The sequence below is a fragment of the Veillonella sp. oral taxon 158 genome (assembly GCF_018376515.1).
GTDB lineage: Bacteria > Bacillota > Negativicutes > Veillonellales > Veillonellaceae > Veillonella > Veillonella rogosae.
This window is the reverse complement of record NZ_JAHABE010000001.1, coordinates 96,772-120,380: the sequence shown is the minus strand read 5'-3', so window position 1 is coordinate 120,380 and position 23,609 is coordinate 96,772. Positions and strand designations below refer to the sequence as shown.

Genomic DNA, 23,609 nt, shown 5'->3' with positions numbered 1-23,609 from the left:
GGCAGATTAGAGGACTATTACTATGAGAACACTATTATTAATGCGTGGTGCTCCTGCTAGTGGTAAGTCTCAGTGGATTCGTGACAACAATCTTGAGGCTTACACCTTAGAAGCCGATCATTTCCGTATGCTATTACGCAGCCCTTCCCTTGGTGAAAGCGGCTGGTATATTTCACAAGAGGATAATGGTCCGGCCTGGGAACTCCTATTAGATTGCTTAGAGAAACGAATGAGCAACGGCGACTTTGTCGTTTTAGATGCTACCCACACTACATCTAAAGCTGTTAATGCATATAAAGAATTGCTTAACAAATATAAATATACTGTATATTACTACGAACTAGATACATCATTAGAGGAATGTTTAGCACGTAATGCTACACGAACAGATTACAAACGAGTACCTGAGCAAGTTATACACCGCATGCACAAGATGATTAAAACAACTACATTACCAAAGTTTTGTAGGAAAATAAATTCTATCGATGAAATCAACAATTACTTTACTGTAAATTTAACGAATCGATATGAACGAGTGCGTATCATCGGTGATATTCACGGCTGTTACACGGCATTACAACAAGCTATCACTCCATGGGATGAAAAAACACTTTATATCTTTTGCGGAGACTATTTGGAACGCGGCATCGAAAATAAGGAAATGATGTACGAAATGATGCGCCTCAGCACATTACCTAATACGATTATGTTAGAAGGCAATCACGAACGACATATTGCAAACTTTGCATTCAATACAAACTTAGATCATTCCAAACGATTTATGAAAGAAGTAGTGGCACCTATCGTAAAAGATATGACGAAAAAAGATGTAGAATCACTACAACGAGAATTACGCCTCTTTTATAAATCACTTCGTCAATGCTATCCTTTCAGCTTTCATGGCAAAAAATATATAGTATCCCATGCTGGTCTTTCCTATGTACCTAATATGACATTTATTAGTACTTCTACCTTTATCAATGGTTATGGAGCATATGAAACAGATATCGCAAAGATATATGACACCAACTATGAGCAAGGAATGTGTCAAAACTTCATTCAGATTCACGGTCATAGAGGCGTTCCAGACGGCAACTACTCATACTGTTTAGAAGGTGAAGTTGAATTTGGTGGAGAGCTTAAATATATCGACATCACAAAAGATTCTTTTACCAAAAATGGAATAAAAAATGATGTGTATGATAAAGATTACATGCGCCATGAATACCAAAACATGACACAACATGTCATCTTCACGCAAAATGAAGATATTAATATTTTAGGTAATTCTAAATTAGTAAAAGTGAAAAAATGCTCTCCTAACCTATATTCCTTGAACTTCACCTCACGTGTATTTCACAAACGATTATGGAATGAAATTACAGTACAAGCTCGAGGATTATTTGTGGATCGTATGACAGGAGATGTAAAATTACGTAGTTATAATAAATTCTTTAATCTCAACGAACGACCAGAAACTGAGTTAAATAATTTAGCTAACACTCTCTCCTTCCCTGTAGAAATTCGAACTAAAGAAAATGGATACCTCGCTATTCTTGGTGTCATTAATGATGAATTAGTATTTGCTTCTAAATCTACTACAGAAGGTATGCACGTAGATTTATTTAAAAATTTATTCCAAAAATTACCTACAAGCATACAAGAAGAAATCAAAGAATTATTAAAACGTAATTGCTGTTCTATGATGTTTGAAGTCATCAGCCAAGAAGATACACATATTATAAAATATGACCAAGATCATCTTTATGTACTTGATATGATTCAAAATACGTTAGATGTAAATGGTAAACATATTGATGTATCTTTCTCTAGGGAGAGGCTAGCAGAACTAGACTCCATCCTTAAGAAATATGATACACAGTTGATATCTATTGTAAAAACAATTCAACAAGTTAATACTATGGACGAACTGACAAACATTATAAATAAAGAACTCAACTCACATCATGAATCTGAAGGCTTTGTATTAGTCGATAGCAATGGCTTTATGACAAAATTTAAAGGGCCTTATTATAATACTTGGAAGCACCGGCGAAATCGGATTCTAGAACCATATCAACAAAATGGTAAAATTCCTTATGAAAACTGTAAAAACGAAGATGATAGAAAATTTGCAGATTTCTTGAGTACACTAGAATATGATGTAGTTTGTAAATCCACCTTACTAAATATAAAAGAAATGATGGAAAATAAGGGCTTACTATAATAAAATAATCATATCTTTTGTAGAAATATCCTGTAATAAGGCCAAAAGAGGTTGCAACAGAATGTGATTTAATCGCATTCTAGTTACAACCTCTTTTTCTATTATATTTTTCTTACACTAAATACTAAAACTCCATTACACCAGTGGTAGTAATTCTAATTTCTGGAATTACTGTTAGTGCAAGGAAGCTCAAATTAATAAATGGATCTAGTCCCTTAGGCACACCCATACCGTAGGCAATGTCTTTCATCTTAGCAACCTTAGCATCTACTTCCTCGTGTGGTCGATTTGTAATTAACCCCATTACTTCAAGGGCTAATTCTTCTACGACTTTACCTTCACTTGTAATGACATAGCCCCCACCAATTTCACGAATACGTTCAATGGCTACCATCATATCTGCATCATTATCGCCTACAACGATTAAATTATGGGAATCATGTGCAAAGGATGTTGCAATGGCACCGTTTTTAAGATTAAAACCTTTCAGAATACCTACACCATTTCTGCCTGATGCTTTATATCGCTCAATGCAAGTAATTTTATTATACTCTGCATTCGGTTTAAATAGACCGTTTTCTACAGGAACATCTTCAACCGTTTTTTGTGTAACGATTTGGCCTGGCACAATATTAATAATAGCTTGAGGACCGTCTACATTAATGTCCAGTTTCTCTTTTGTGAAAGTCCCTATATTAATAGTATGTAATAATTCCTTAGGAACTTCTTTCTCTTTTCTAACAAGAACTCGTTCAATAGGTTTTCCCTTATAGAACACTTCATGTATTGCTACGCTATTAGCATCATCGAGAACTACAAGATTTGCCTTATAGCTTGGGGCAATAGCACCTAAGTCTTTCAAGTGATAACAAAGCGCCGTATTAGTAGAAGCCATTTTATAAGCTTTCACAGGATCTAAGCCAAGTTCAATAGATCTGCGAATATTATAACTGATATGACCTTCAGAGCGGATATCCTCAATGTGTTTATCATCTGTACAGAAACCATAGTATTCTGTATTAGCTTTATTATGAACAATACCTTGTACAATAGCCTCTAAATTATGAGCCGCACTTCCTTCACGAATCCATACATAGATACCATTTTTAACTTGTTCTTTAGCCTCTTCGTAGGAAATACATTCGTGGTTTGTAGTAATGCCTGCTAGACGATAACTTGCCAACTGCTCTGGTGAAAGCCCAATAATATGACCATCCATAATCATATCTTTAAAGTAATCTAATTTTTTTACCATGTATGGATCTCTATCAATAACACCAAAAGAGTCCATAACCTCACCTAAGCCTAAAATGCGAGAATTACTTTGTAACTTATGTAACATATCTCCGTCTAAAATAGCACCGTTGTCCTCACCAGGTACAGCAGGCACACAGGATGGAGCCATAACATATACATCACCTTGAGCGGAAGCTGTCTCATTGATCATGTATTCAATGCCTGCAATACCTGCTACATTGCCAGCTTCATGTGGATCTACTATAAAGCCTAAGGTACCAACTTGAGATGCTTCAAACACCAATTCCTTAGGATTTACCAACGTAGACTCTAAATGGAGATGACTATCGATAAAACCGGGCACAATATATTTACCGCTATAGTCATATTCAGTTTCACCGCTATAAGTACCTACACCGATAATCGTATCATCGTGAATGGCAATATCGGCCACATCCCACTCTTCGGTAAAGACATTTAAAACAGAGGCCCCTTTTAATACAACAGGAGCTTTCTCAAGACCTTGAGCCTCTCTAGATACTTTTGTATTGAACGTTATCATATAAGGGACCTCCTACATTAAGATTTCTTTCAAAATAAAAATAAGTGCTAAGAAATACATAACAACAGAAATATCACGATATTTACCAATAAGGACTTTAATTAACACGTAACTAACAAGTCCCCATTCAATACCAACACCAATAGAGTAAGCAAATGGCATCATAATGATTGTCAAAAATGCTGGCAGCCCTTCCGAAATGTCTCCAAAATTAATATCCTTCACGGAGGACATCATAAATAAGCCCACTACAATCAATACGGGAGCTGTAGCAGCCACGGGAATGACCATAAGCAATGGTGCCAAGAATAAAGATGCAATAAATAAAGCGGCAATAGTAAGTGCCGTTAAACCTGTACGACCACCTTCTGCTATGCCTGCTGCTGACTCAACAGCCACAATGTGTGGAGATGTTCCAACTGCACTGCCCACAATCGTACCTATAGCGGCCACTTTCATACAAGAACTTTGAACGGCCATTTGTTGATCTTGTGGTACCTCCGCTTGATTTGTTAAACCAATCAATACACCTACTACATTAAATAGATTTACAAATAAAAATGTAAATACAACGAACAACATGTCCACCGATAGTATTTCACTCATATCATAGTGGAACCAAATTGGCTCTAAAGATGGTGGCATGGAAAATACTGTAGCTGGTAATTTAGTGATACCACAGAAGAAGCCTACTACAGCGGCGATAATAACGGCGAGGAAGATACCACCTTTAACATTTCGACCTGTAAAAACAGCTATTAAAATCACTCCTAAAATAGCTACTAAGCTAGATGGTGATTGTAAATCCCCTATGTTTATAAGCGTTGCAGGATTACTTACCACTAGACCTGCACTACTTAAGCCAATAAGAGCAATAAATAGACCAATACCTGCTGTTACGGCTAGTTTAATGGTATGCGGTATAGCATTAAATAAATATTCTTTTAGTGGAGTCACTGCAATGAGCAGAAATACTAATCCCGCTACAAGCTGCGCTGTCAAAGCAAAAGCAAAACTATGCCCCATTTGAACTACAATGGTGTACGCAAAGAATGCATTAATACCCATCCCAGATAAACCTGCAAAAGGCATATTACTATAGATCGCTAATAATAATGTCATGATAATGGCGCTCACAGCAGTTGCCGTAAATACAGCACCTACGTCCATTCCAGCAGCACCTAAAATAGCTGGATTAACGGCTAATACATAGGATACACATAAAAATGTAGTAGCCCCAGCAAATAATTCTCTCGATACAGATGATCCACGTTCAGTAATTTTAAATAACTTGTCTAATGTACTACGTTGCACTTGTGCTGACATAAAAAATCCTCCTCTCATACTTATGTGAATAATCTCTCCTTACTAATATATTTCCACATAAATGTATAAATCTCCTGTTGATGTACCAAATATTAGACATAAAATAGAATATAGATATAGATATAGGTATAGGTAAAGGTATATATACAAATATAGATTTAGATATAGATTTAGATATGAATGTGAATATAGATTGTATGTATAGATTAAAATGTTAGTACAAATAAAAAGACCAACTTATGATATACATAAATTGGTCCTTCATTATGATTTAACGGTCTATTTTAAAGATACTACCAGTTAAAACTATTTATTTTTAACTGGTAGTATCTCATATATAGCATATAATATTTGTTATTTAGAAATTATTTACTAAGTTTCTCCAAAAACGATGTTCCAATACCCCATTGTTTTAAGCCAAAGTTTTCCAATATGGTTTCCCCAATATCAGCAAAGCTTTTTCTATCGCCAAGGTCTATAGGTCCATTCATTCGCGGACTATATCCAAGAATTGGAACGAGCTCACGAGTATGATCGGTTCCCTCCCAAGTTGGATCGTTACCATGGTCAGCAGTGATGAGTAATAAATCATCATCATTAAGAATTGGTAATAGCCCACCAAGTTGATAATCAAAATCTTCAATAGCTCGTTTGTATCCTTCTACATTTCTGCGATGACCATATAAGCTATCAAATTCAACGAGGTTAACCATCATTAAACCACGCTCAAAGGAGGAACCAAGTAAGTATGGAACCATATTCATGCTATGGGAATTAGTCTTTGTTGGATAGCTTTCATCCCATCCTACATGAGCATAAATATCTCCAATTTTACCAATAGCTACTGTTGGCACACCAGCATCTTGTAACTCTTGTTGTACCATCTTTTTCTCTGGCATACGACTATAATCATGACGATTAGAGGTGCGAACAAAACTACCTAGTTCACCTACGAAAGGACGTGCAATAATACGGCCTACATAGTAATCACCGATGCATACCTTATCACGGGTTATTTGGCAAATACGGTATAATTCATCGATAGGAATCACATCTTCATGAGCGGCAATTTGGAATACAGAATCTGCCGAGGTATATACAATAGGCTTACCTGTTTTGATGTGCTCTGCCCCTAGACGCTCAATAATTTCTGTACCAGATGCTACTTCATTGCCAAGATAACCATAGCCTGTCTCTTTTGTGAAAGTATCCATCAATTCTTTTGGGAAGCCTTCGTAAAAGGTTGGGAATGGAACGGTAACGGGATGCCCCATCATCTCCCAATGACCACTAGTCGTATCTTTACCAGTACTAAGCTCAGCCATGCGGCCAAAAGCCCCTTTGATACTTTCACCAGTATCAGAAATATCAGCAACGCGACCTAAGCCAATAGATTTTAAATTAGGACAATAAATCTGACCAGCCGCCGATTCAATATGGCCCAAAGTATTAGAACCTTCATCACCAAATTTTGCAGCATCAGCAGCGTGACCGATACCAACAGAGTCCATAACTAATAAAATAATTCTTTTATACATAAGTACTCCTATTGTAATACTCAAGCAGAATAATCCATGCTATAGTAGCAATCATTACTATTATGATTACGATATTTTTTAATAGCCGTAAATCATAATGAAAACGCCTAACGTATGAGGTATCCTACCACCTCAACACGTTAGGCATCATCAAATTTCCCTATTTTAGATGAGCCTAACGCTAGCAGCACGTTATTTGGCTCTCTTTATGTGTTAATTATACTATATGTAATTATGAAAATAAAGTACTACTTAAGATAAGGCATAGCTAACATTAGAGCTGCTAAGGACTTACTATCCTTAATTTGCTCACCCTTAATAGCCTCTAATAATTCAGGCAAAGTAAAATACTCAAGCTCTACATATTCGTCGGGATCCCAATTAGTTTCACCCATAGTGAGATCTTTCGCTAAATATAAATGTAATACTTCATTACAGAAACCAGGACTTGTTGCAATAGTACCTAATGGAATCCACTCGTTAGCACGATATCCTGTCTCCTCTGCTAACTCACGTTTAGCACAAGTTAGAGGCTCCTCATTAGGATCCAATTTACCTGCTGGGATTTCAAGCAAAGGCTGTTGCAGAGCATAACGGAATTGGCGCTCCATTACAATTTTATTATCTTCCGTAACAACTACAATCGCTGTAGCACCAGGATGATGAACTACCTCTCGCCACGCTTCATTACCATTTACATCTGCAATATCATAAGTAACTTTAATTAGTTTACCATCGAATTTCATTTCGCTAGATTTTTGTATTTCTTTGCTAATTGCCATAATAGCCTCCTCATCGTCTATATCTATTATGATATCATAAAGAGAATTAGATAAAATAATTAAAATAATTATTCTACAATAAATAATTAATAAAATCCAGTTACATCTTTAAAAATAAAGTTTTCAAAAGCGTCTTCATCATCTTCATTATCTTTATAATTTGCTTTATCCTCACAAAATAATATAAAATCTTCTTGATTTGGTTGAACAGCACTGTCAATACAAAGGATTAAATATGATAAAGACAATCTAAAAGAATATACTAATGTTATTATAAATTGAAACAATTCATATAAATCTACACAAACATTATTATTACCACAATAAAATTGACTATTATTTCTATATGATGAATATCTTGCAAAATCAAATCGTACATTATACTGATCAAGCTCATCAACTAAAGAATCAATCAAAGCAAATGAAGATAAATCATCAAATATATACAGGATATTATACCGCTCTAATAATTTTTTCAAATCTGATGTTAACTCTTTCAATGCATGTGTGAACTTAAATTCCTCTATATCATTATATAAGTATGTGATAGAGGAAATACTTGCTTTAAGCCAACATTCAAGACCATGTGTTAAATTAAAAAATATCGGAAATATTAAATGATCAGCTACATTATATTTATTATATTTATCTAATATATTTTTTAACAGGTATAATGATGAAGCAATGTATGAATTCCCCATTATAAAGAATTGAAATGAGTCAACTTGTTTATTTTGTAATATTGAATTAGCATTTTTCTGATCTTCAAAATACCAATTTAAAAATGCATAAGCATTTACTGGTTTACTTGAAGAACCATTTAAAAATATTTTAGTCATATAAAATTTAATCTCCAATCTTTTATCAAAAGCCGCCCAACGTCAGTTGAGCGGCTTTCACCATTCTATTCAGAATCGTATTTAGTTTACATAGTCCCAGTGCTACCAATACCACCTGTACGAATGCCTGTAGCATCGTCATCGTTAGTGATAAGGTATTTAGAGAAAATGCCTTGGGCAACGCGTTCGCCTTTTTCAAGGGAAACGGTTTCTTTACCATAATTAAGTAGAGCGATCATGATATGACCTTCGTTTTCCTCATTATTATAGTAATCGCTATCGATGATGCCTGTGCTATTTACGAGTGCTAGATGGCGTTTAATAGCCATGCTAGAGCGAATATGAATGGCAAGGTATTCATCATATGCCATAAAAGCTTTAATACCTGTTGGCACTAATACTACTTGACCTGGTTCTAAAGTCACAGCTTCAGCGCATTCAATATCATAGCCCGCGCTTTCTGTTGTTTTACGTGTCGGTAAATTGATATCTTGTTCTTCAAAAGCAGAAACTACTTCAAAGCCACGAATATCCATGTAACACCTCTTATTTTAAACAATCTTTACGGGACAAGTTGACACGGCCTTGTTTATCGATTTCGATAACTTTTACCATGATCTCATCACCTACATTTACTACGTCTTCTACATTTTCAACGCGTTCTTTTGCAAGTTTAGAAATGTGTACAAGACCTTCTTTACCTGGTAATACCTCTACGAAAGCACCGAATGCCATCAAACGAGTTACTTTACCAAGGTATACTTCACCTACTTCAACTTCTTTAGTAAGGTTTTCAATAATTTGTTGAGCTTTTGCAGCACCTTCTTGTTCTACAGAAGCAATGAATACTGTACCATCATCTTCGATGTCGATTTTAGCGCCAGTTTCTTCTATAATACCACGAATCACTTTACCGCCAGAACCGATTACGTCACGAATCTTATCTGGATCGATTTTCATTGTAATGATGCGTGGAGCATATTCAGACATTTGTTGACGTGGTTCAGCAATTGTATCAAGCATAATGCCCATAATGTGCATACGGCCTTTGTGAGCTTGTTCTAATGCTTCTTGAAGGATTTCACGGGATAAACCGGAGATTTTAATATCCATTTGAATTGCTGTTACACCTTTTGCAGTACCAGCAACTTTGAAGTCCATATCGCCAAGAGCATCTTCCATTCCTTGAATATCTGTTAAGATTGTGTAGTGTTCACCTTGTGTTACAAGACCCATAGCAATACCAGCTACAGGAGCTTTAATTGGTACGCCAGCGTCCATCAAGGACAATGTGGAACCACATACGGAAGCCATAGAGCTAGAACCATTGGATTCTAATACTTCAGATACTAAGCGCAATGCATATGGGAAGTCTTCTTCACTAGGAATAACAGGTACTAATGCGCGTTCAGCCAAAGCACCATGACCAATTTCACGACGACCAGGACCGCGGGAAGAACGAGTTTCGCCTACGGAGAAGGATGGGAAATTATAGTGATGAATATAGCGTTTTTCTGTTTCAATACCAATGCCATCAATTGTTTGTGTTTCGGACAATGGAGCTACAGTAGCTACGTTCAATACTTGAGTTTGACCACGTGTAAATAAACCAGAGCCATGTGTACGAGGCAATACACCTATACGGCAAGAGATTGGACGAACTTCATCAAGTTTACGACCATCTGGACGAATTTTTTCAACAGTAATCATGTGACGAACGATTTCTTTAATCATAGCGTCAAATGCTTTATTTACGTCACCCATATTGTCAGGGTAAATTTCTTCAAAGTGTGCTAATACATCTGCACGTACTTCACTTTCTTGAGCATCACGTTGTTGTTTATCTGCACAACGAACTGCTGCGTCAAGTTTATCATGACCATAAGCGCGAACTGCATCAGCGATTTCAGCAGGAACGTCTTTACTTTCAAATACGCGTTTTTCCTTGCCTACTTTTGCAGTCATATCTTCTTGGAACGCTACGATTTTTTTGATTTCTTCGTGAGCTGTCATAATAACTTCAAGAATGATATCTTCTGGAACTTCTTCAGCGCCACCTTCAACCATGAGGATAGCATCTTTAGTACCAGCTACAACAATATTAAGGTCTGTTTCTTCTAATTGAGCTTTAGTTGGGTTTACAACGAACTCACCATTGATACGACCCATGCGAACGCCTGCAATAGGACCATTCCAAGGCACATCAGAAATAGATAATGCTGCAGAAGCACCAATCATGCCACATACTGCTGGATCGCAGTCTTGATCTACGGACATAACTGTTGCTACTACGTGTACTTCATTACGTACACCTTTATCAAATAATGGACGAATAGGACGGTCGATCAAACGGCTATTCAAAATCGCAGATTCAGGTGGACGTGCTTCACGTTTAATAAAGCCACCTGGTAAACGACCAACAGCGTACATTTTTTCTTCATAGTCTACTGTAAGTGGGAAGAAGTCGATATCCTTCGCCTCTTTAGAACCTGTAGCGGTAACGAGTACACGAGTATCGCCATAGCCAACCATTACGGCACCGCCAGCTTGTTTTGCAAGTTCCCCAGTCTCAATCGTAAGCGTACGACCAGCTAGGTCCATTTGGAATTGTTCCATTCCTATTCCTCCTAAAAATCTTCTTATATGTATACCTTCTTATTATATATCATCAGTAAAAAATAAGCTATTTTTTCACTTCATTTATAGCAACTAGCACAATAAAAAGGACAGAGTAGCCGCTCTGTCCTTTTTTCCAGTTTCCACAATAGATTATCGGCATTCGTTTCCCTTTGCCTAATGTTATTATAACACAAGGAAATAAAATAAAAAAGCCGTCCAAAAGGACGGCTAATTTTATTATTTACGAAGACCAAGACGTTCGATAAGGGAACGGTAACGTTCAATATCTTTACGACGAAGGTAGTCAAGCATGTTACGGCGTTGACCAACCAATTTCAACAAACCACGACGGGAATGATGGTCTTTTTTGTGCTCTTTCAAGTGCTCAGTTAAGTAAACGATGCGGCTTGTCAAAATCGCAACTTGTACTTCTGGAGAACCAGTGTCACCTTCATGAGTAGCGTATTCTTTAATTACTGCTAATTTAGCTTCTGTAGTTAACATTAATGTTACCTCCTAAAAAATAAATAATCCCGATAAGCTTAAGTAACCGTTGGAGATTCGAATACTTCGCTTACGATATGTCTTACGACCTTATTTAGTATACAGTATCTACCTTATCTTGTAAAGGAAAATTACAGTAAATAAACAAAAGAGGGCTTATGCCCTCTTCTATTATTTCGCACCAAGTACCATGCGGTCACTCAATGCATTTTCCCCAGCTACTTCGAACTTTTGAAGTAAGTCAGCAACTGTTAATTTTTTCTTTTCTTCCCCTTTTACATCATAGATAATGCGACCGGAGTCCATCATGATGAGGCGATTACCAAAGCGCAATGCATCGCGCATATTGTGAGTAATCATAAGAGTTGTTAAGTTATGCTCTGCTACAAGTTTATCTGTTAATTGCAAAACATTTTCTGCAGTCTTAGGATCAAGAGCTGCCGTATGTTCGTCCAACAATAAAAGTTCAGGACGAAGCATAGTAGCCATCAATAATGTGATGGATTGACGTTGACCACCAGATAATAGACCCATACGAGCAGATAAACGATCTTCAAGACCTAAACCTAATAGTGCAAGGCGTTCTTTGAAGAATGCTTGTTCGCTATCTTTGAAAGCCCATTTAAGCCCTAAGCTTTTACCACGGCGCATAGCAAGGATTAAGTTTTCCTCGATTTGCATGTTACCTGCAGTACCTACCATAGGATCTTGGAATACGCGGCCAATGTATTTAGCACGTTTGTATTCAGGCATTTTCGTTACATCAATATCATTGATTGTAATGGATCCTTCATCTACTGGGAATACACCAGCGATGGAGTTTAGTAATGTACTTTTACCAGCACCATTACCACCGATAACAGTACAGAAATCTCCTTCTTCTAAACGAAGATCAATACCTTGAAGTGCAGTTTTTTCATTGATTGTGCCCTTAAAGAAGGTTTTTACCATATTTTTTACTTCTAACATAGTGTCCTCCTTAGCGAGCCAACCATTTTGCTTTCAATGTAGGCAAGGAAAGCGCGATGGCAACGAGAATTGCAGTGAATAATTTCAAATCGTTTGGCGGCATACCCATGTAGAGTACAGCAGCGATAACGATACGATATACGATGGAACCAAGTACTACGGCGATAAGACTACGTACGAAGGATTTCGTACCGAATACTACTTCACCGATGATTACAGATGCCAAGCCGATAACGATGGTACCGATACCCATACCTACGTCGGCAAAGCCTTGGAATTGACCAATAAGAGCGCCAGACATACCAACAAAACCATTAGAAATCAAAAGACCTAGAACAATCATGTTATCAGTATTTACGCCTTGAGCGCGAATCATTTGAGGGTTAACACCTGTTGCACGTAAAGCTGTACCAATTTCAGTACCGAAAAACCAGAACAAGAACAAGCATACAGCAACAGCAACCAATACACCTACGATAGCAGCAGACCACATATTAGGAGTGTGGAATACACCGCCGAGGATAGAATAAATTGTATCCATACGAAGCAAGGATACGTTAGCTTTACCCATAATGTGAAGGTTCACAGAGTACAAAGCAATCATTGTCAAAATACCAGCCAATAATGCAGGAATTTTTAGTTTTGTGTGAATCCAGCCTGTTACAGCACCTGCCATCATACCGCCCACACCGGCAAGTAAAATGGAAAGGATTGGATTCATGCCACTTGTAATTAAAACAGCGGAAATAGCCGCCCCCATTGGGAACGTACCTTCCACAGTTAAGTCAGCCACATCTAGTACACGGAATGTAATGAATACACCGACCGCTAACAAGGACCATAAAAGGCCTGTGGTTATGGTGCCTACCATTAAATCTAACATCAAAATCTCCTCTATTGTTTCATATCTTTACGAAGTGCGTCAGGAATTGTAATACCTAATTTTTTAGCACGTTCTTCGTTAACAGTTAACTTAATCTCTTTTTGCGTTTCAATAGCTAAATCTGCAATTTTTGCTTCACCAGCAAGCACTTTAGCAGCCATTAAGCCAGTTTGGTAACCTAATTGATAATAGTCAACAGAATATGTTGCTACACCACCAGTCATTGTCATACCTTCATCAGCAGCAAATACTGGAATTTTTGCAGCATCTGTGATTTGTGCTAAGTTAGCCATAGCAGATGCCAATACATTATCTGTTGGTGTATAGATTGCTTGTACATCTTGGTTAACTAGATTTGTAGCTGCTTGTTGGATATCATTTACGTTGGAAACAGTTGCTTCTACAACAGTGATACCTTTAGTAGCTGCATAAGCTTTCATTTTTTCAACTTGTAATTGGGAGTTGATTTCAGAGGATGTATAAATAGCACCAATGCGTTTTACATTTGGTACTAATGCGATAATGAGATCAACCTCTTTTTCAACAGGTGTCATATCAGATGTACCAGATACGTTACCACCTGGGCGTTCATTAGATTGAACGAGTTTAGCTGTTACGTAATCTGTAATAGCTGTACCCATGATCGGCATATCATGAGATGCATTTGCCATCGTTTGCGCTGCTGGCGTTGCAATCGCTAATACTAAATCTTTTTTATCAGATACGAAGCGTTGGGCAATACTGTTCAAGTTAGATTGGTCAGCTTGAGCATTTTGTTGATCCAACTTAATATTTTGACCATCTTTGTAGCCTTTAGAAGCAAGACCATCAACAAAGCCCTTATTAGCAGCATCAAGGGATGGATGTTCTACTAATTGAATAACGCCGATTTTCTTTTGATCATTAGTTGCAGTATTAGAACCACAACCAGCTACCATTGCCATAATAGTGACGGCACTAAGTGCCACTGCAATACTTTTTTTCCAATTCATATGTAACTCCTTACCAGTTATGTTTTAAATCATAGTCGCTTTGTTCATCAAATCCTCTGGTAAGGTGATGCCCAATTTTTCTAATTTTTCTTTACCCACAACTAATTTAAATTCTTTTTGCATTTCGATAGGCATATCTTCAACTTTAGCTTCGCCAGTTAAGATTTTTGCTGCCATCAAACCTGTTTGGTAGCCCAGTTTGTAGTAATCTACAGACAAGGACATGAGTGCACCACCTTTTACGTGGTTGTCTTCACCGCCAAATACAGGAATTTTTGCTGGGTCGGTAATAGCTACAAGATTACTCATTGCAGAAGCTACAACATTATCTGTCGGTACATATACGGCATCTACACGTTGAGATACGAGGTTTTGAGCCGCTTGTTGAATATCGTTTACGTTAGAAACTGTAACTTCTTCAACTTTAATGCCTTTTGTAGCTGCGTAAGCTTTCATTTTCTCTACTTGAATTTGAGAGTTTACTTCGCTAGAGCTATAAATAGTACCGATTGTTTTTGCATTCGGTATTACTTGTAAAATTAAGTCAACTTGTTGCTCTACTGGGTTCATGTCGGATGTACCAGACACATTACCACCAGGTTTTTGATTAGATTTAACAAGTTTAGCTGCTTCGTAATCTGTAATCGCAGTACCCAAGATTGGAATATCATGAGTAGCATTCGCCATAGATTGCGCTGCTGGAGTAGCAATTGCTAAAATCAAGTTTTTACGATCAGATACGAATCGCTGAGCAATACTATTCAAGTTAGACTGATCAGCTTGTGCGTTTTGTTGGTCAAAAGCAATTTTTTCAGCTAGTCCCTTTTCTTTAAGAGCATCAACAAAACCTTTATTTGCCGCATCTAGTGCAGGATGTTCAACGAGTTGTACTACGCCAACTTTGTATTCACCATTCGATGTTGTTCCATTTGAGCCACAGCCTGTAAAAGCTAATAAAGCTGCCGCCGTGAGTGCTAGGGCAATACCTTTTTTCAAGTTCATGGGGATTTCCTTCCTATCTGCAATGACTATAATACTTCTATTATAAACAAATTTATTCACTACATCAATGTAGCAGAGTAAAGTATTTTACATTTTTATTATGTGTAAAACACAATAAAGACAAGAAATCCAACTATTTTTCTAAAGATGATAGCATATCTTCTGTCAAATCATTTGCTGCAAGAATATATTCTTTAAGAGTACCTTTATCGAGTGCTACCTTCATAACAGGTACTTCAAATGGGTCGAGAATAACGCACATCAAGATTTCACCCGTTACATAATAACCTACTACAGCTTCCCCTTCGTCTTCATCTAAGGTTTCTCGCTTTACTGTTACGCAGTATGGTTTCATAACTGCAGCAGCCGCCTCAGCTACCTCTTCACGATTTGCAATATATTCTTCAGCTTGTGTTTCAGGAATATCAAAGATGTCGACCTTTACAGTCTTAACCTCGGTTGCCTCTCCCTTCGCAGCCTCAATAGCTGCACCTAATTCCGTTTGATTCATATATACCTCACATAGAATGGACTTTCACCATTGGTGAAAGCCCTATTATACTAGATTGTTTCATCAGCTGCGTTTAAGAATGCCACGTAGCATTGTTTAGCCTCGTAAATATCGGCTTTAGAAGTAACCTCCCACGGAGCATGCATGCTAAGAACTGCTACACCACAGTCGATAACATTCATACCGTAAAGTGCCATGATGTACGCAATCGTACCACCACCACCGAGGTCTACCTTACCAAGCTCTGCCGTTTGATACGTTACATTATTGGACTCCATAACACGACGGATAAAGCCCATGTACTCAGCATTGGCATCATTAGAGCCAGCTTTACCACGAGAGCCTGTAAATTTATTAAATACTACGCCCATACCAAGGTAAGAAGCATTTTTCTTTTCATACGCAGATGCATAGAGTGGATCGTAGCCAGCGCTAACATCGGAAGATAACATACGAGATTTTTCCAATGTACGACGAACACTAACAGAATTTAGTTTACCCATGAGTGTTAGAATTTCAGCTACAGCATTTTCAAAGAAACGAGATTGCATGCCCGTAGCACCTACAGAACCGATTTCCTCTTTATCGACGAGTAAGCAACAAGTAGTACGTTTAACATTGTCTACTTCAAGCATAGCCACTAAGGATGTATAGGCACATACGCGGTCATCTTGGCCATATGCCATTACCATAGAGCGGTCAAAGCCCATATCACGCGCCTTACCTGCTGGTACAATTTCGAGCTCTGCAGATAACAAGTCACGTTCAACAAAGCCATACTCTTTTTCAAGAAGGTTATTAATAAATTTAGAAACCCCTTCTTTTTCCTCATCTTTTACCGGACGGCTGCCTATGAGTAAATCAAGGGCTTCCCCTTCAATTACTTTAGCTGCATTCTTTTGCATTTGCTCTTGGCCTAAATGAGGCAACAAGTCTGTAATACAGAATACAGGATCAGTTTCTTTATCGCCAATATTAATATTGATGCGTGTGCCATCTGTTTTTACCACAACACCATGAATGGCAAGTGGCATAGCTACCCAGTGATATTTTTTAATACCGCCGTAGTAGTGAGTATCCCAGAATAAAAGGTTGCTATCTTCGTATTGAGGGTTTTGTTTTACGTCAATACGAGGAGAGTCAATATGAGCACCTAAAATGTTCATACCTAATTCGATATCATCTGTACCGATATTAAAGAGAGCAATAGATTTATCCATATAGGTATAATAAATCTTATCCCCCGCCTTAATTGGCGTATTATTTTTAATGATATCTTTTAGATTTACATAGCCCTTTGCCTCTGCAAATTCTACGGCCTGCACTACACATTCCCGTTCTGTTTTACCATTATCTAAAAATTGACGATACATATCACTTAGGGCATATACCTTTTCCATAGTGGCATCGTCGTAATTATGCCATGCATATTTGCGTTCCATAATCTATCCTTTCTAAAAGCTCACAATCTAACACTTATGAAACTGTAGGTGTGAACAGTAATTAAAAAATTATTTGTGGCGGTCCTTTTCAAGTTCCGCCTGGCGAAATTCCAAATACTTTCGCTCTTTCTCTCGATTAATTTCAGACTTCTGAGTATATAGAGAACGAATTTCGTCCGTACAATGCGTTAATACCTTTGTAACGTAGAATTTAGTACTACCGGACTTAATCGTATATTTTCCAACTTTAAGTTGCACTGCAAAATCGCCATGTTTCGGGCAAAAGCCTATGGCGAGATGCTTGTCCCCTTGTAATCGTTCTGGCCTAGTCATTTCTAAACGAGTCTGACAATACGGGCAGAAAGATAAACGTACACGTCTATCGTGAACGATACGCTTCTTCTCAGGGAAGTTTTCATACATAAAAAATGTCAAAATCGGTGGATATAGGAAAGGATTGCTACTTTCCTTGCGAATTTGGTCATAATGCAAAATTCCTTGTGGAATATCTAGCTTCTGACATATACGAGCCGTAAATACAGCATCATGCAATGCGTTATGAGCAGACAAATGCTCCGTCGATATATTGAGATCCTCCATAGCATGCGCCACAGAATACTGCTGATTTGTACCATATCGCTGATAGGCATAAATCATTTGTGCATCTACCCATTGATCATAAGATAAGGCTTTCATCTTATGGAGCATAAGATTTTCTCTTAAAATAAGAATATCATCAGACCCCCAAGACAGTAACATATATTCATCACCACACCAATTTTGAAAGTGCTGCATAGCCGTCTTAAAGGGCACTCCATGATCGAGTTCTCTAGAGGTTATCCCCGTCAGCTCTCGTACATGCTTATGCATCCGTGGCAAGTATTGAGGTTTAATGAACATCGTAAAATGATCTACAATGTCCATCTCGTCATTCAGTTTTACCGCTCCGATTTGAATGATTTCACCAGTCAACGGCATTTTAGTACGCTTCATAAAGCTAATGTCATTGCTATACGGTTGATTCCACTCCAAATCAAATACTATATAATTCATAGGCTTTTATTTCGATTCTAAAAGCAACATTTCCGCCGCTTTAATAACCTGTTCTTCAGAAATTACAGATAACCCTTTGTAATTTCCTTCTTTAATAATCTTCTTCATGCTTTTACCAACCTCATAGGAGTCCATCGTTTCAAGAACGATAGCATGAGCTTGGTACGGACCATAAAAGAATGGGTTTGATGGCCCATAGAGTGCCACAATTGGCACCTTTTGGCTGATTCCTACATGCATAGGACCAGAGTCATTTGTAATCAATAGATTACAGCGGCTCATAGCCGCCGCCAATGATCCTAACTGGAATTTTCCAGTAGCCACAATCGGTTTCGTTTCCATTTGCTCTACTACAGGTTGCACCATTTCAAGATCCATAGGGCCGCCAAAGAATACCGTCTTATACCCTAAACGACCGAAATGATCAGCTACATGGGCAAATCGTTCAGCAGGCCAGCGCTTCTCAGGAACAGCACTACCAATATTAAAACCGATGAGCGTATCACTATCGGTTAATCCATGACTAGCATAGAAATCTTGAGCCTCACGGCGCCATGCTTCACAGGTTTCAATGTGTAAGCCAGAGTTAGAAGTATCGGTTACCCCCAATTGCTCAAGTACATTGATGTACATATCTGCAGCGTGGCGAGTTTTACGGTCTAGACGGGTATACTTTGTCATAAATGGTCTAAACAAAAAATGACTCATACCAGTCGTAATGGGCGCATGAATCTTCCAGGCTAAATAGGAAGTACGTTCATTGGGATGCAAATTGATAACGATATCAGGTTTACCCTTTGCATTAATCTCACGAGCTACCTCATTAAGCCCAGAAATACTATTATGGCGCCCTTTTTTATCTACAACGATAAGTTCATCAATATTTGGATTATATTGCATCACTTGTTGTAATTTTTCATCTATTACATACGTAATATGGCTATGTGGAGCAGCTTTACGTAGCACCTCTAGGAATGGAGTCGTTAAAATAACATCACCTAAGTGCATGAGAAAGGTGACCACAATGCGCTTATAATCTAGTTCCATTATAGTTCCTTTCCAAGTACTTGTTCATACACAGACCATACTGCATCTACAGGGATTTGAGCCATACAATCGGGATCATCTACGAGAGGTTGCTCAGGTGTAGCCTTCGAAGTCGGGGAAATAATAAGATGTACATGACTACCACCATATGGACCAGTTCGTTTTGGAGATGTTGTTCCAAATAATGCAATCAAAGGTCGCTTCAGAGCATTTGCAATATGTAATGGTCCCGTATCGGCACTAATAAATATTTGACAATGGCGAATCAACTCAATTAGCTCTGGCATGGATGTAGAACCCACTAAATTAATGAGATTCTTATGCTTTACATAGTTTGCTATGAAAAACCCCTTTTCTGCATCATCAGGAGCACCGGCAATAACAACCTTTTTACCCGATTCACATAACCGAATACAAAGTTCTCCAAAATTAAGGAGCGGCCACTCCTTAACAATCCAACGAGCACCTGGTACAACTACTACATATTCATCTTCTACACCATGAGATTGTAACTTATGCTTAACGGACTTCTCCGCCTCAACATAAGCAGGCATAGGAAACTCTACGCCTTCTACATCGCCCCCAAGGACACGTACGGTATCGAGGTATCGTTCGATGACATGATCGTATTTATGTTCACCAACGAGTGCTTTATTGACTAAATTGCTGCCTTCACGAAGTTCCCAATATCCATATTTTTCTGGAGCTCCAGATAATAAAGATACAATGGCACTTTTAGCAATACATTGAAGGTCCAAGGTCATATCAAAATGACGACTATGTAAATCCTTACGCAATTGATATAAGTAAGAAGGCTTTTTAAGTTGTTTCTTGTCGATGATAATCACATCATCAACCCAAGGTGTACCTGGTAAGAGGCTAGCGAATTGTTCATGAATGGCCCATGTAATACGAGCATCAGGCCAATTCTTACGCACAGCATACAAGGTAGGCAATGCATGAATTACATCGCCTAATGAGCTCATCTTTATGATGAGTATATTCTTGTAGTCTTTCATATAGCCTCCCAAATACAACACAACAGTAAAGAACCTTATAATAGCTTTACATTAGATTTAAAAATAAAGCGAATACAAACGCAATACCAGATTAGTAGATTAAATAATTGATTAAATAATTGATTAAATGATAGTCTTCATAAAATCTAAAAGATTAGTACCTGTAAATAGATAGCCTTTTACACCAGCCGCTTCTGCTGCATCAACATCGCGCTGACTATCGCCAATAAGAAAACTACTTTTAGGGTCGACATCATAATCCTTAATAGCTTGCTTAATCATACCAGGCTTAGGCTTTCTACATTCACAGTCTACAGCATAAAGAGGTATAGCCCCTTCTTTATGATGAGGGCAGTAATAGAAGTGCAAAATAGGTGCCCCACTGCGATCTAGTTCATGAGCCATATGGTCATGAAGAATCTGTACATCAGACTCTTTGTAATAACCACGGGCCACTCCGCTTTGATTCGTCACCACAATGAGATCATATCCTTTACTGTAGGCATAAGCTAAGGCCTCTTTTGCACCGTCTACCCACTCTAAATCGCTAATTTTATATAAATAACTAACGTCTTTATTAATAACGCCATCACGATCTAAAAATAACACCTTGCGCATTAACGTAAATATCCTTCGTTATTATCTAATAGCTCACAATATTCTTTAACGGCATCTTCCATTTTGTGGAATCCTTTATCATAGCCAGCAGCCAATAATTTAGTCGTATCAGCCTCTGTAAAGCTTTGATATTTGCCTTTTAACACCTCTGGGAATGGCACGTATTCAATCTTGCCGTGGCCGTTATAATCGATAACAGCTTGCATGAATTGATTAAAGCTATGAGCATTACCAGTACCGCAGTTAAAAGTACCAGAAATTTCTGGATGCTCCCAGAAGTAGAAGTTTACATTAACTACGTCTTTTACATAAATAAAGTCACGAGTTTGACCACCGTCTTCGTAGCCATCTGTACCTTCAAAGAGGTTGATAATACCAGTTTCTTTATTTTTGTAGAACATTTGGCGAACTAAGGAAGCCATTTTATCTTTATGAGCTTCATTAGGCCCATATACATTAAAGTAACGTAAGCCTACAACTTGTGCTGTATACTCACCTTCATATTTACGCACATAACGATCGAATAACAATTTAGAGTACGCATATGGATTGAGGGCTTCTTCGGCTTCTGGTTTTTCTACGAAACCATTAGTACCATTGCCATAAGTAGATGCAGAGGATGCATAGATAAATGGAATACGACGGTCTTGGCAATAATGGAATAGATTTTTAGAACCTTCATAGTTGTTCTTCATCATGTATTTGCCATTATATTCCATTGTGTCTGCACAAGCGCCTTCGTGGAATACGACTTCAATAGGGCCCACATCGAATGTACCGTCAGCGATAGCACAATCAAAATCATCACAATCGATGTAATCTAAGAATTCTAGATTTTGAATATTGCGAATTTTGCGACCATCTGTAAGATCATCTACGATAAGAATATCTGTACGACCACGGTCATTTAGTGCTTTCACAATATTACTGCCGATAAAACCAGCACCACCTGTTACGATAATCATAATTTGCCCTCCTTAGCCATAGTGGCTATTTTCCCTACAATATCAGATGTAGAATAACCTTCTTTAAATGAAAGCACCTCTACATTGTCAACGGACTCGCGTCCGATAATATCTTCAATCTTATAATCGCCGCCCTTAACAAGCGTATTAGGACGTAAGTACGCTAATAACTCAGCGGGAGTATCTTCTTCAAATAATACAACTCCATCAATACACTGCAATGCACTCAATAAAGCGGCTCGATCCTCTTCATTAACGATAGGACGAGTTTCACCTTTAAGGCGTTTAACAGATGCATCTGAATTCAAACCAATGATGAGATGGTCACCAAGTTGCGCGGCCTCTTGTAAGTACGTAATATGGCCACGATGAAGAATGTCAAAACAACCATTAGTAAATACTACAGTTTCACCCTTACTTTGCCACTGTGTAACAAGCTCTTTCATCTCTTCCTTCGTATATAGAGGCTTAGACTGAATGCTATGTTTGAAAGAGTGCCATAAGTCTAATAGTTCAGAGCGGTGAATTGGATAGGTCCCAACCTTAGACACTACGATGCCAGCAGCACCATTGGCGATATGCAAGGCTAATCGCATAGATAAGCCACTAGCAAGACAAGTCATCATCATAGATACAACGGTATCCCCTGCACCACTCACATCGAAGACCTCTTGTTGAGTAGCCGGATTATGCCATGTGCGGCCATCCTTTGCGATAACTGTAATCCCCTTAGCAGACCGTGTAGCCACAATATAGTCCAAATCTACATTACCCAGAACAGACTTAGCAGCCTCAACGATTGTAGCATCATCATTTTCTAATTTACGGCCCACACATTCACCAAGCTCTTTTACATTTGGTGTTATGCAGGTCGCACCATTATATTTCGACCAATCGGCCCCTTTTGGATCAACGATAGTTTGCACACCATATTCCTTAGCTAAGCTAAAGATTTTCTTCAATAAGGTAGGCGTACAAACACCTTTACCATAGTCAGATACGACAATACCGTCGATACCAGACTTACATAGATTCTCAAGCCAAGAAGATAGTTGTGCCTCTTCGTCGCTTGTTAAATCTGTAATCGTTTCAAAATCAAGGCGCATCATTTGCTGACGATCACCCAAGATGCGCATCTTTGTAATGGTAGAACGGTCATCACTTGTAATTAAACCAGTTGTATCGATTTTGTCGGCATCAAGTAAATGTTGCAATAGGCGACCATGGTCATCATTACCAGCAAGTGCACCGAGGTATACCTTACAATCTAAATTAGACAAGTTAGATGCAACGTTTCCAGCCCCACCAAGAACCTCTTTCATTTTTGACACTCGGTTAACAGGAACCGGTGCTTCTGGAGAAATACGACTTACATCACCAAAAACATAACGATCTACCATCACATCGCCAACAACGGCAATCTTCAAGTTTGGCAGTTGCTTTGTTAAAAACTGATTAATGGTAGTATTTATCAT

At 38.0% G+C, this 23,609-nt stretch carries 21 protein-coding genes; 1 reads left to right on the top strand and 20 read right to left on the bottom strand.

All coding sequences use genetic code 11. The annotated features are described in order from the left end of the window. Window positions 1-22: 22 nt before the first annotated feature. The gene (locus KH364_RS00555; protein ID WP_273297934.1) at window positions 23-2,227 is read left to right on the top strand and encodes an RNA ligase; all 2,205 of its coding nucleotides are present in this window, start codon (window positions 23-25) and stop codon (window positions 2,225-2,227) included. A gap of 124 nt (window positions 2,228-2,351) precedes the next feature. On the opposite strand, the gene ade is transcribed toward KH364_RS00555, so the two are convergent. The 20 genes from ade to rfaE1 all read right to left on the bottom strand — a co-directional run bounded on the left by ade (window position 2,352) and on the right by rfaE1 (window position 23,609). Continuing rightward, on the bottom strand, window positions 2,352-4,025 hold the full coding sequence (gene ade, locus KH364_RS00550; RefSeq protein WP_273297932.1) for an adenine deaminase: 1,674 nt from the start codon (window positions 4,023-4,025) through the stop codon (window positions 2,352-2,354). Window positions 4,026-4,037: 12 nt separating this feature from the next. Further along, window positions 4,038-5,351 carry an NCS2 family permease gene (locus KH364_RS00545; RefSeq protein ID WP_273297930.1) on the bottom strand — a complete coding sequence of 438 codons (1,314 nt, stop codon included), beginning with the start codon at window positions 5,349-5,351 and terminating at the stop codon, window positions 4,038-4,040. A 365-nt stretch (window positions 5,352-5,716) separates the two neighbouring features. Then, the gene (locus KH364_RS00540) at window positions 5,717-6,889 is read right to left on the bottom strand and encodes a phosphopentomutase (RefSeq protein WP_273297927.1); all 1,173 of its coding nucleotides are present in this window, start codon (window positions 6,887-6,889) and stop codon (window positions 5,717-5,719) included. A 248-nt stretch (window positions 6,890-7,137) separates the two neighbouring features. After that, on the bottom strand, window positions 7,138-7,671 hold the full coding sequence (locus tag KH364_RS00535; RefSeq protein WP_105085501.1) for an NUDIX hydrolase: 534 nt from the start codon (window positions 7,669-7,671) through the stop codon (window positions 7,138-7,140). 86 nt (window positions 7,672-7,757) lie between these two features. Further along, window positions 7,758-8,510 (bottom strand): hypothetical protein, encoded by a 753-nt coding sequence (locus KH364_RS00530; protein WP_273297925.1) that lies wholly within the window; start codon window positions 8,508-8,510, stop codon window positions 7,758-7,760. A gap of 86 nt (window positions 8,511-8,596) precedes the next feature. Further along, window positions 8,597-9,046 carry a dUTP diphosphatase gene (gene dut, locus KH364_RS00525; protein ID WP_054747232.1) on the bottom strand — a complete coding sequence of 150 codons (450 nt, stop codon included), beginning with the start codon at window positions 9,044-9,046 and terminating at the stop codon, window positions 8,597-8,599. A 10-nt stretch (window positions 9,047-9,056) separates the two neighbouring features. Continuing rightward, window positions 9,057-11,126, bottom strand: a complete 2,070-nt coding sequence (locus tag KH364_RS00520; RefSeq protein WP_273297922.1) for a polyribonucleotide nucleotidyltransferase — start codon at window positions 11,124-11,126, stop codon at window positions 9,057-9,059. Window positions 11,127-11,366: 240 nt separating this feature from the next. Beyond that, complete coding sequence (gene rpsO / locus KH364_RS00515) at window positions 11,367-11,633, bottom strand: 30S ribosomal protein S15 (protein ID WP_009372127.1); 267 nt, start codon at window positions 11,631-11,633, stop codon at window positions 11,367-11,369. A 171-nt stretch (window positions 11,634-11,804) separates the two neighbouring features. Continuing rightward, window positions 11,805-12,602: an ABC transporter ATP-binding protein gene (locus tag KH364_RS00510; RefSeq protein ID WP_054747234.1), complete on the bottom strand. Its 798-nt coding sequence runs from the start codon at window positions 12,600-12,602 to the stop codon at window positions 11,805-11,807. 10 nt (window positions 12,603-12,612) lie between these two features. Further along, window positions 12,613-13,485 (bottom strand): ABC transporter permease, encoded by an 873-nt coding sequence (locus KH364_RS00505; RefSeq protein ID WP_105081092.1) that lies wholly within the window; start codon window positions 13,483-13,485, stop codon window positions 12,613-12,615. Window positions 13,486-13,496: 11 nt separating this feature from the next. Then, on the bottom strand, window positions 13,497-14,477 hold the full coding sequence (locus KH364_RS00500) for an ABC transporter substrate-binding protein (protein WP_273297917.1): 981 nt from the start codon (window positions 14,475-14,477) through the stop codon (window positions 13,497-13,499). Between the two features lie 24 nt (window positions 14,478-14,501). After that, window positions 14,502-15,479 carry an ABC transporter substrate-binding protein gene (locus tag KH364_RS00495; protein ID WP_273297915.1) on the bottom strand — a complete coding sequence of 326 codons (978 nt, stop codon included), beginning with the start codon at window positions 15,477-15,479 and terminating at the stop codon, window positions 14,502-14,504. A 133-nt stretch (window positions 15,480-15,612) separates the two neighbouring features. Next, window positions 15,613-15,990 (bottom strand): hypothetical protein, encoded by a 378-nt coding sequence (locus KH364_RS00490; protein WP_273297914.1) that lies wholly within the window; start codon window positions 15,988-15,990, stop codon window positions 15,613-15,615. Between the two features lie 50 nt (window positions 15,991-16,040). Then, entirely contained in the window at window positions 16,041-17,432 is a 1,392-nt protein-coding gene (locus KH364_RS00485) for an aminopeptidase (protein WP_273297912.1), read from the bottom strand. Between the two features lie 69 nt (window positions 17,433-17,501). Then, the gene (locus tag KH364_RS00480; protein WP_308691336.1) at window positions 17,502-18,485 is read right to left on the bottom strand and encodes a 3'-5' exonuclease; all 984 of its coding nucleotides are present in this window, start codon (window positions 18,483-18,485) and stop codon (window positions 17,502-17,504) included. 6 nt (window positions 18,486-18,491) lie between these two features. Beyond that, the gene (locus KH364_RS00475) at window positions 18,492-19,532 is read right to left on the bottom strand and encodes a glycosyltransferase family 9 protein (RefSeq protein ID WP_273297910.1); all 1,041 of its coding nucleotides are present in this window, start codon (window positions 19,530-19,532) and stop codon (window positions 18,492-18,494) included. Further along, the gene (locus KH364_RS00470; protein ID WP_273297909.1) at window positions 19,532-20,551 is read right to left on the bottom strand and encodes a glycosyltransferase family 9 protein; all 1,020 of its coding nucleotides are present in this window, start codon (window positions 20,549-20,551) and stop codon (window positions 19,532-19,534) included. The genes KH364_RS00475 and KH364_RS00470 overlap by 1 nt, the downstream gene beginning before the upstream one ends. A gap of 123 nt (window positions 20,552-20,674) precedes the next feature. Continuing rightward, complete coding sequence (locus KH364_RS00465; RefSeq protein ID WP_273297908.1) at window positions 20,675-21,169, bottom strand: HAD family hydrolase; 495 nt, start codon at window positions 21,167-21,169, stop codon at window positions 20,675-20,677. Continuing rightward, a complete protein-coding gene (gene rfaD, locus KH364_RS00460) occupies window positions 21,169-22,134 on the bottom strand; it encodes an ADP-glyceromanno-heptose 6-epimerase (RefSeq protein ID WP_273297906.1) in 966 nt (321 codons plus the stop codon). The genes KH364_RS00465 and rfaD overlap by 1 nt, the downstream gene beginning before the upstream one ends. After that, window positions 22,131-23,609, bottom strand: a complete 1,479-nt coding sequence (gene rfaE1 / locus KH364_RS00455; protein ID WP_273297904.1) for a D-glycero-beta-D-manno-heptose-7-phosphate kinase — start codon at window positions 23,607-23,609, stop codon at window positions 22,131-22,133. The genes rfaD and rfaE1 overlap by 4 nt, the downstream gene beginning before the upstream one ends.

Coding starts and splice junctions, on each gene's coding strand:
- KH364_RS00545 (WP_273297930.1), bottom strand. CDS start 5,351: ATGTCAGCACAAGTGCAACGTAGTACATTAGACAAGTTATTTAAAATT.
- KH364_RS00490 (WP_273297914.1), bottom strand. CDS start 15,990: ATGAATCAAACGGAATTAGGTGCAGCTATTGAGGCTGCGAAGGGAGAG.
- dut (WP_054747232.1), bottom strand. CDS start 9,046: ATGGATATTCGTGGCTTTGAAGTAGTTTCTGCTTTTGAAGAACAAGAT.
- KH364_RS00555 (WP_273297934.1), top strand. CDS start 23: ATGAGAACACTATTATTAATGCGTGGTGCTCCTGCTAGTGGTAAGTCT.
- KH364_RS00540 (WP_273297927.1), bottom strand. CDS start 6,889: ATGTATAAAAGAATTATTTTATTAGTTATGGACTCTGTTGGTATCGGT.
- KH364_RS00495 (WP_273297915.1), bottom strand. CDS start 15,479: ATGAACTTGAAAAAAGGTATTGCCCTAGCACTCACGGCGGCAGCTTTA.
- KH364_RS00465 (WP_273297908.1), bottom strand. CDS start 21,169: ATGCGCAAGGTGTTATTTTTAGATCGTGATGGCGTTATTAATAAAGAC.
- KH364_RS00530 (WP_273297925.1), bottom strand. CDS start 8,510: ATGACTAAAATATTTTTAAATGGTTCTTCAAGTAAACCAGTAAATGCT.
- KH364_RS00500 (WP_273297917.1), bottom strand. CDS start 14,477: ATGAATTGGAAAAAAAGTATTGCAGTGGCACTTAGTGCCGTCACTATT.
- rfaD (WP_273297906.1), bottom strand. CDS start 22,134: ATGATTATCGTAACAGGTGGTGCTGGTTTTATCGGCAGTAATATTGTG.
- KH364_RS00505 (WP_105081092.1), bottom strand. CDS start 13,485: ATGTTAGATTTAATGGTAGGCACCATAACCACAGGCCTTTTATGGTCC.
- ade (WP_273297932.1), bottom strand. CDS start 4,025: ATGATAACGTTCAATACAAAAGTATCTAGAGAGGCTCAAGGTCTTGAG.
- KH364_RS00475 (WP_273297910.1), bottom strand. CDS start 19,532: ATGGAACTAGATTATAAGCGCATTGTGGTCACCTTTCTCATGCACTTA.
- KH364_RS00520 (WP_273297922.1), bottom strand. CDS start 11,126: ATGGAACAATTCCAAATGGACCTAGCTGGTCGTACGCTTACGATTGAG.
- KH364_RS00535 (WP_105085501.1), bottom strand. CDS start 7,671: ATGGCAATTAGCAAAGAAATACAAAAATCTAGCGAAATGAAATTCGAT.
- KH364_RS00470 (WP_273297909.1), bottom strand. CDS start 20,551: ATGAAAGACTACAAGAATATACTCATCATAAAGATGAGCTCATTAGGC.
- rpsO (WP_009372127.1), bottom strand. CDS start 11,633: ATGTTAACTACAGAAGCTAAATTAGCAGTAATTAAAGAATACGCTACT.
- KH364_RS00510 (WP_054747234.1), bottom strand. CDS start 12,602: ATGTTAGAAGTAAAAAATATGGTAAAAACCTTCTTTAAGGGCACAATC.
- KH364_RS00485 (WP_273297912.1), bottom strand. CDS start 17,432: ATGGAACGCAAATATGCATGGCATAATTACGACGATGCCACTATGGAA.
- rfaE1 (WP_273297904.1), bottom strand. CDS start 23,609: ATGATAAATACTACCATTAATCAGTTTTTAACAAAGCAACTGCCAAAC.
- KH364_RS00480 (WP_308691336.1), bottom strand. CDS start 18,485: ATGAATTATATAGTATTTGATTTGGAGTGGAATCAACCGTATAGCAAT.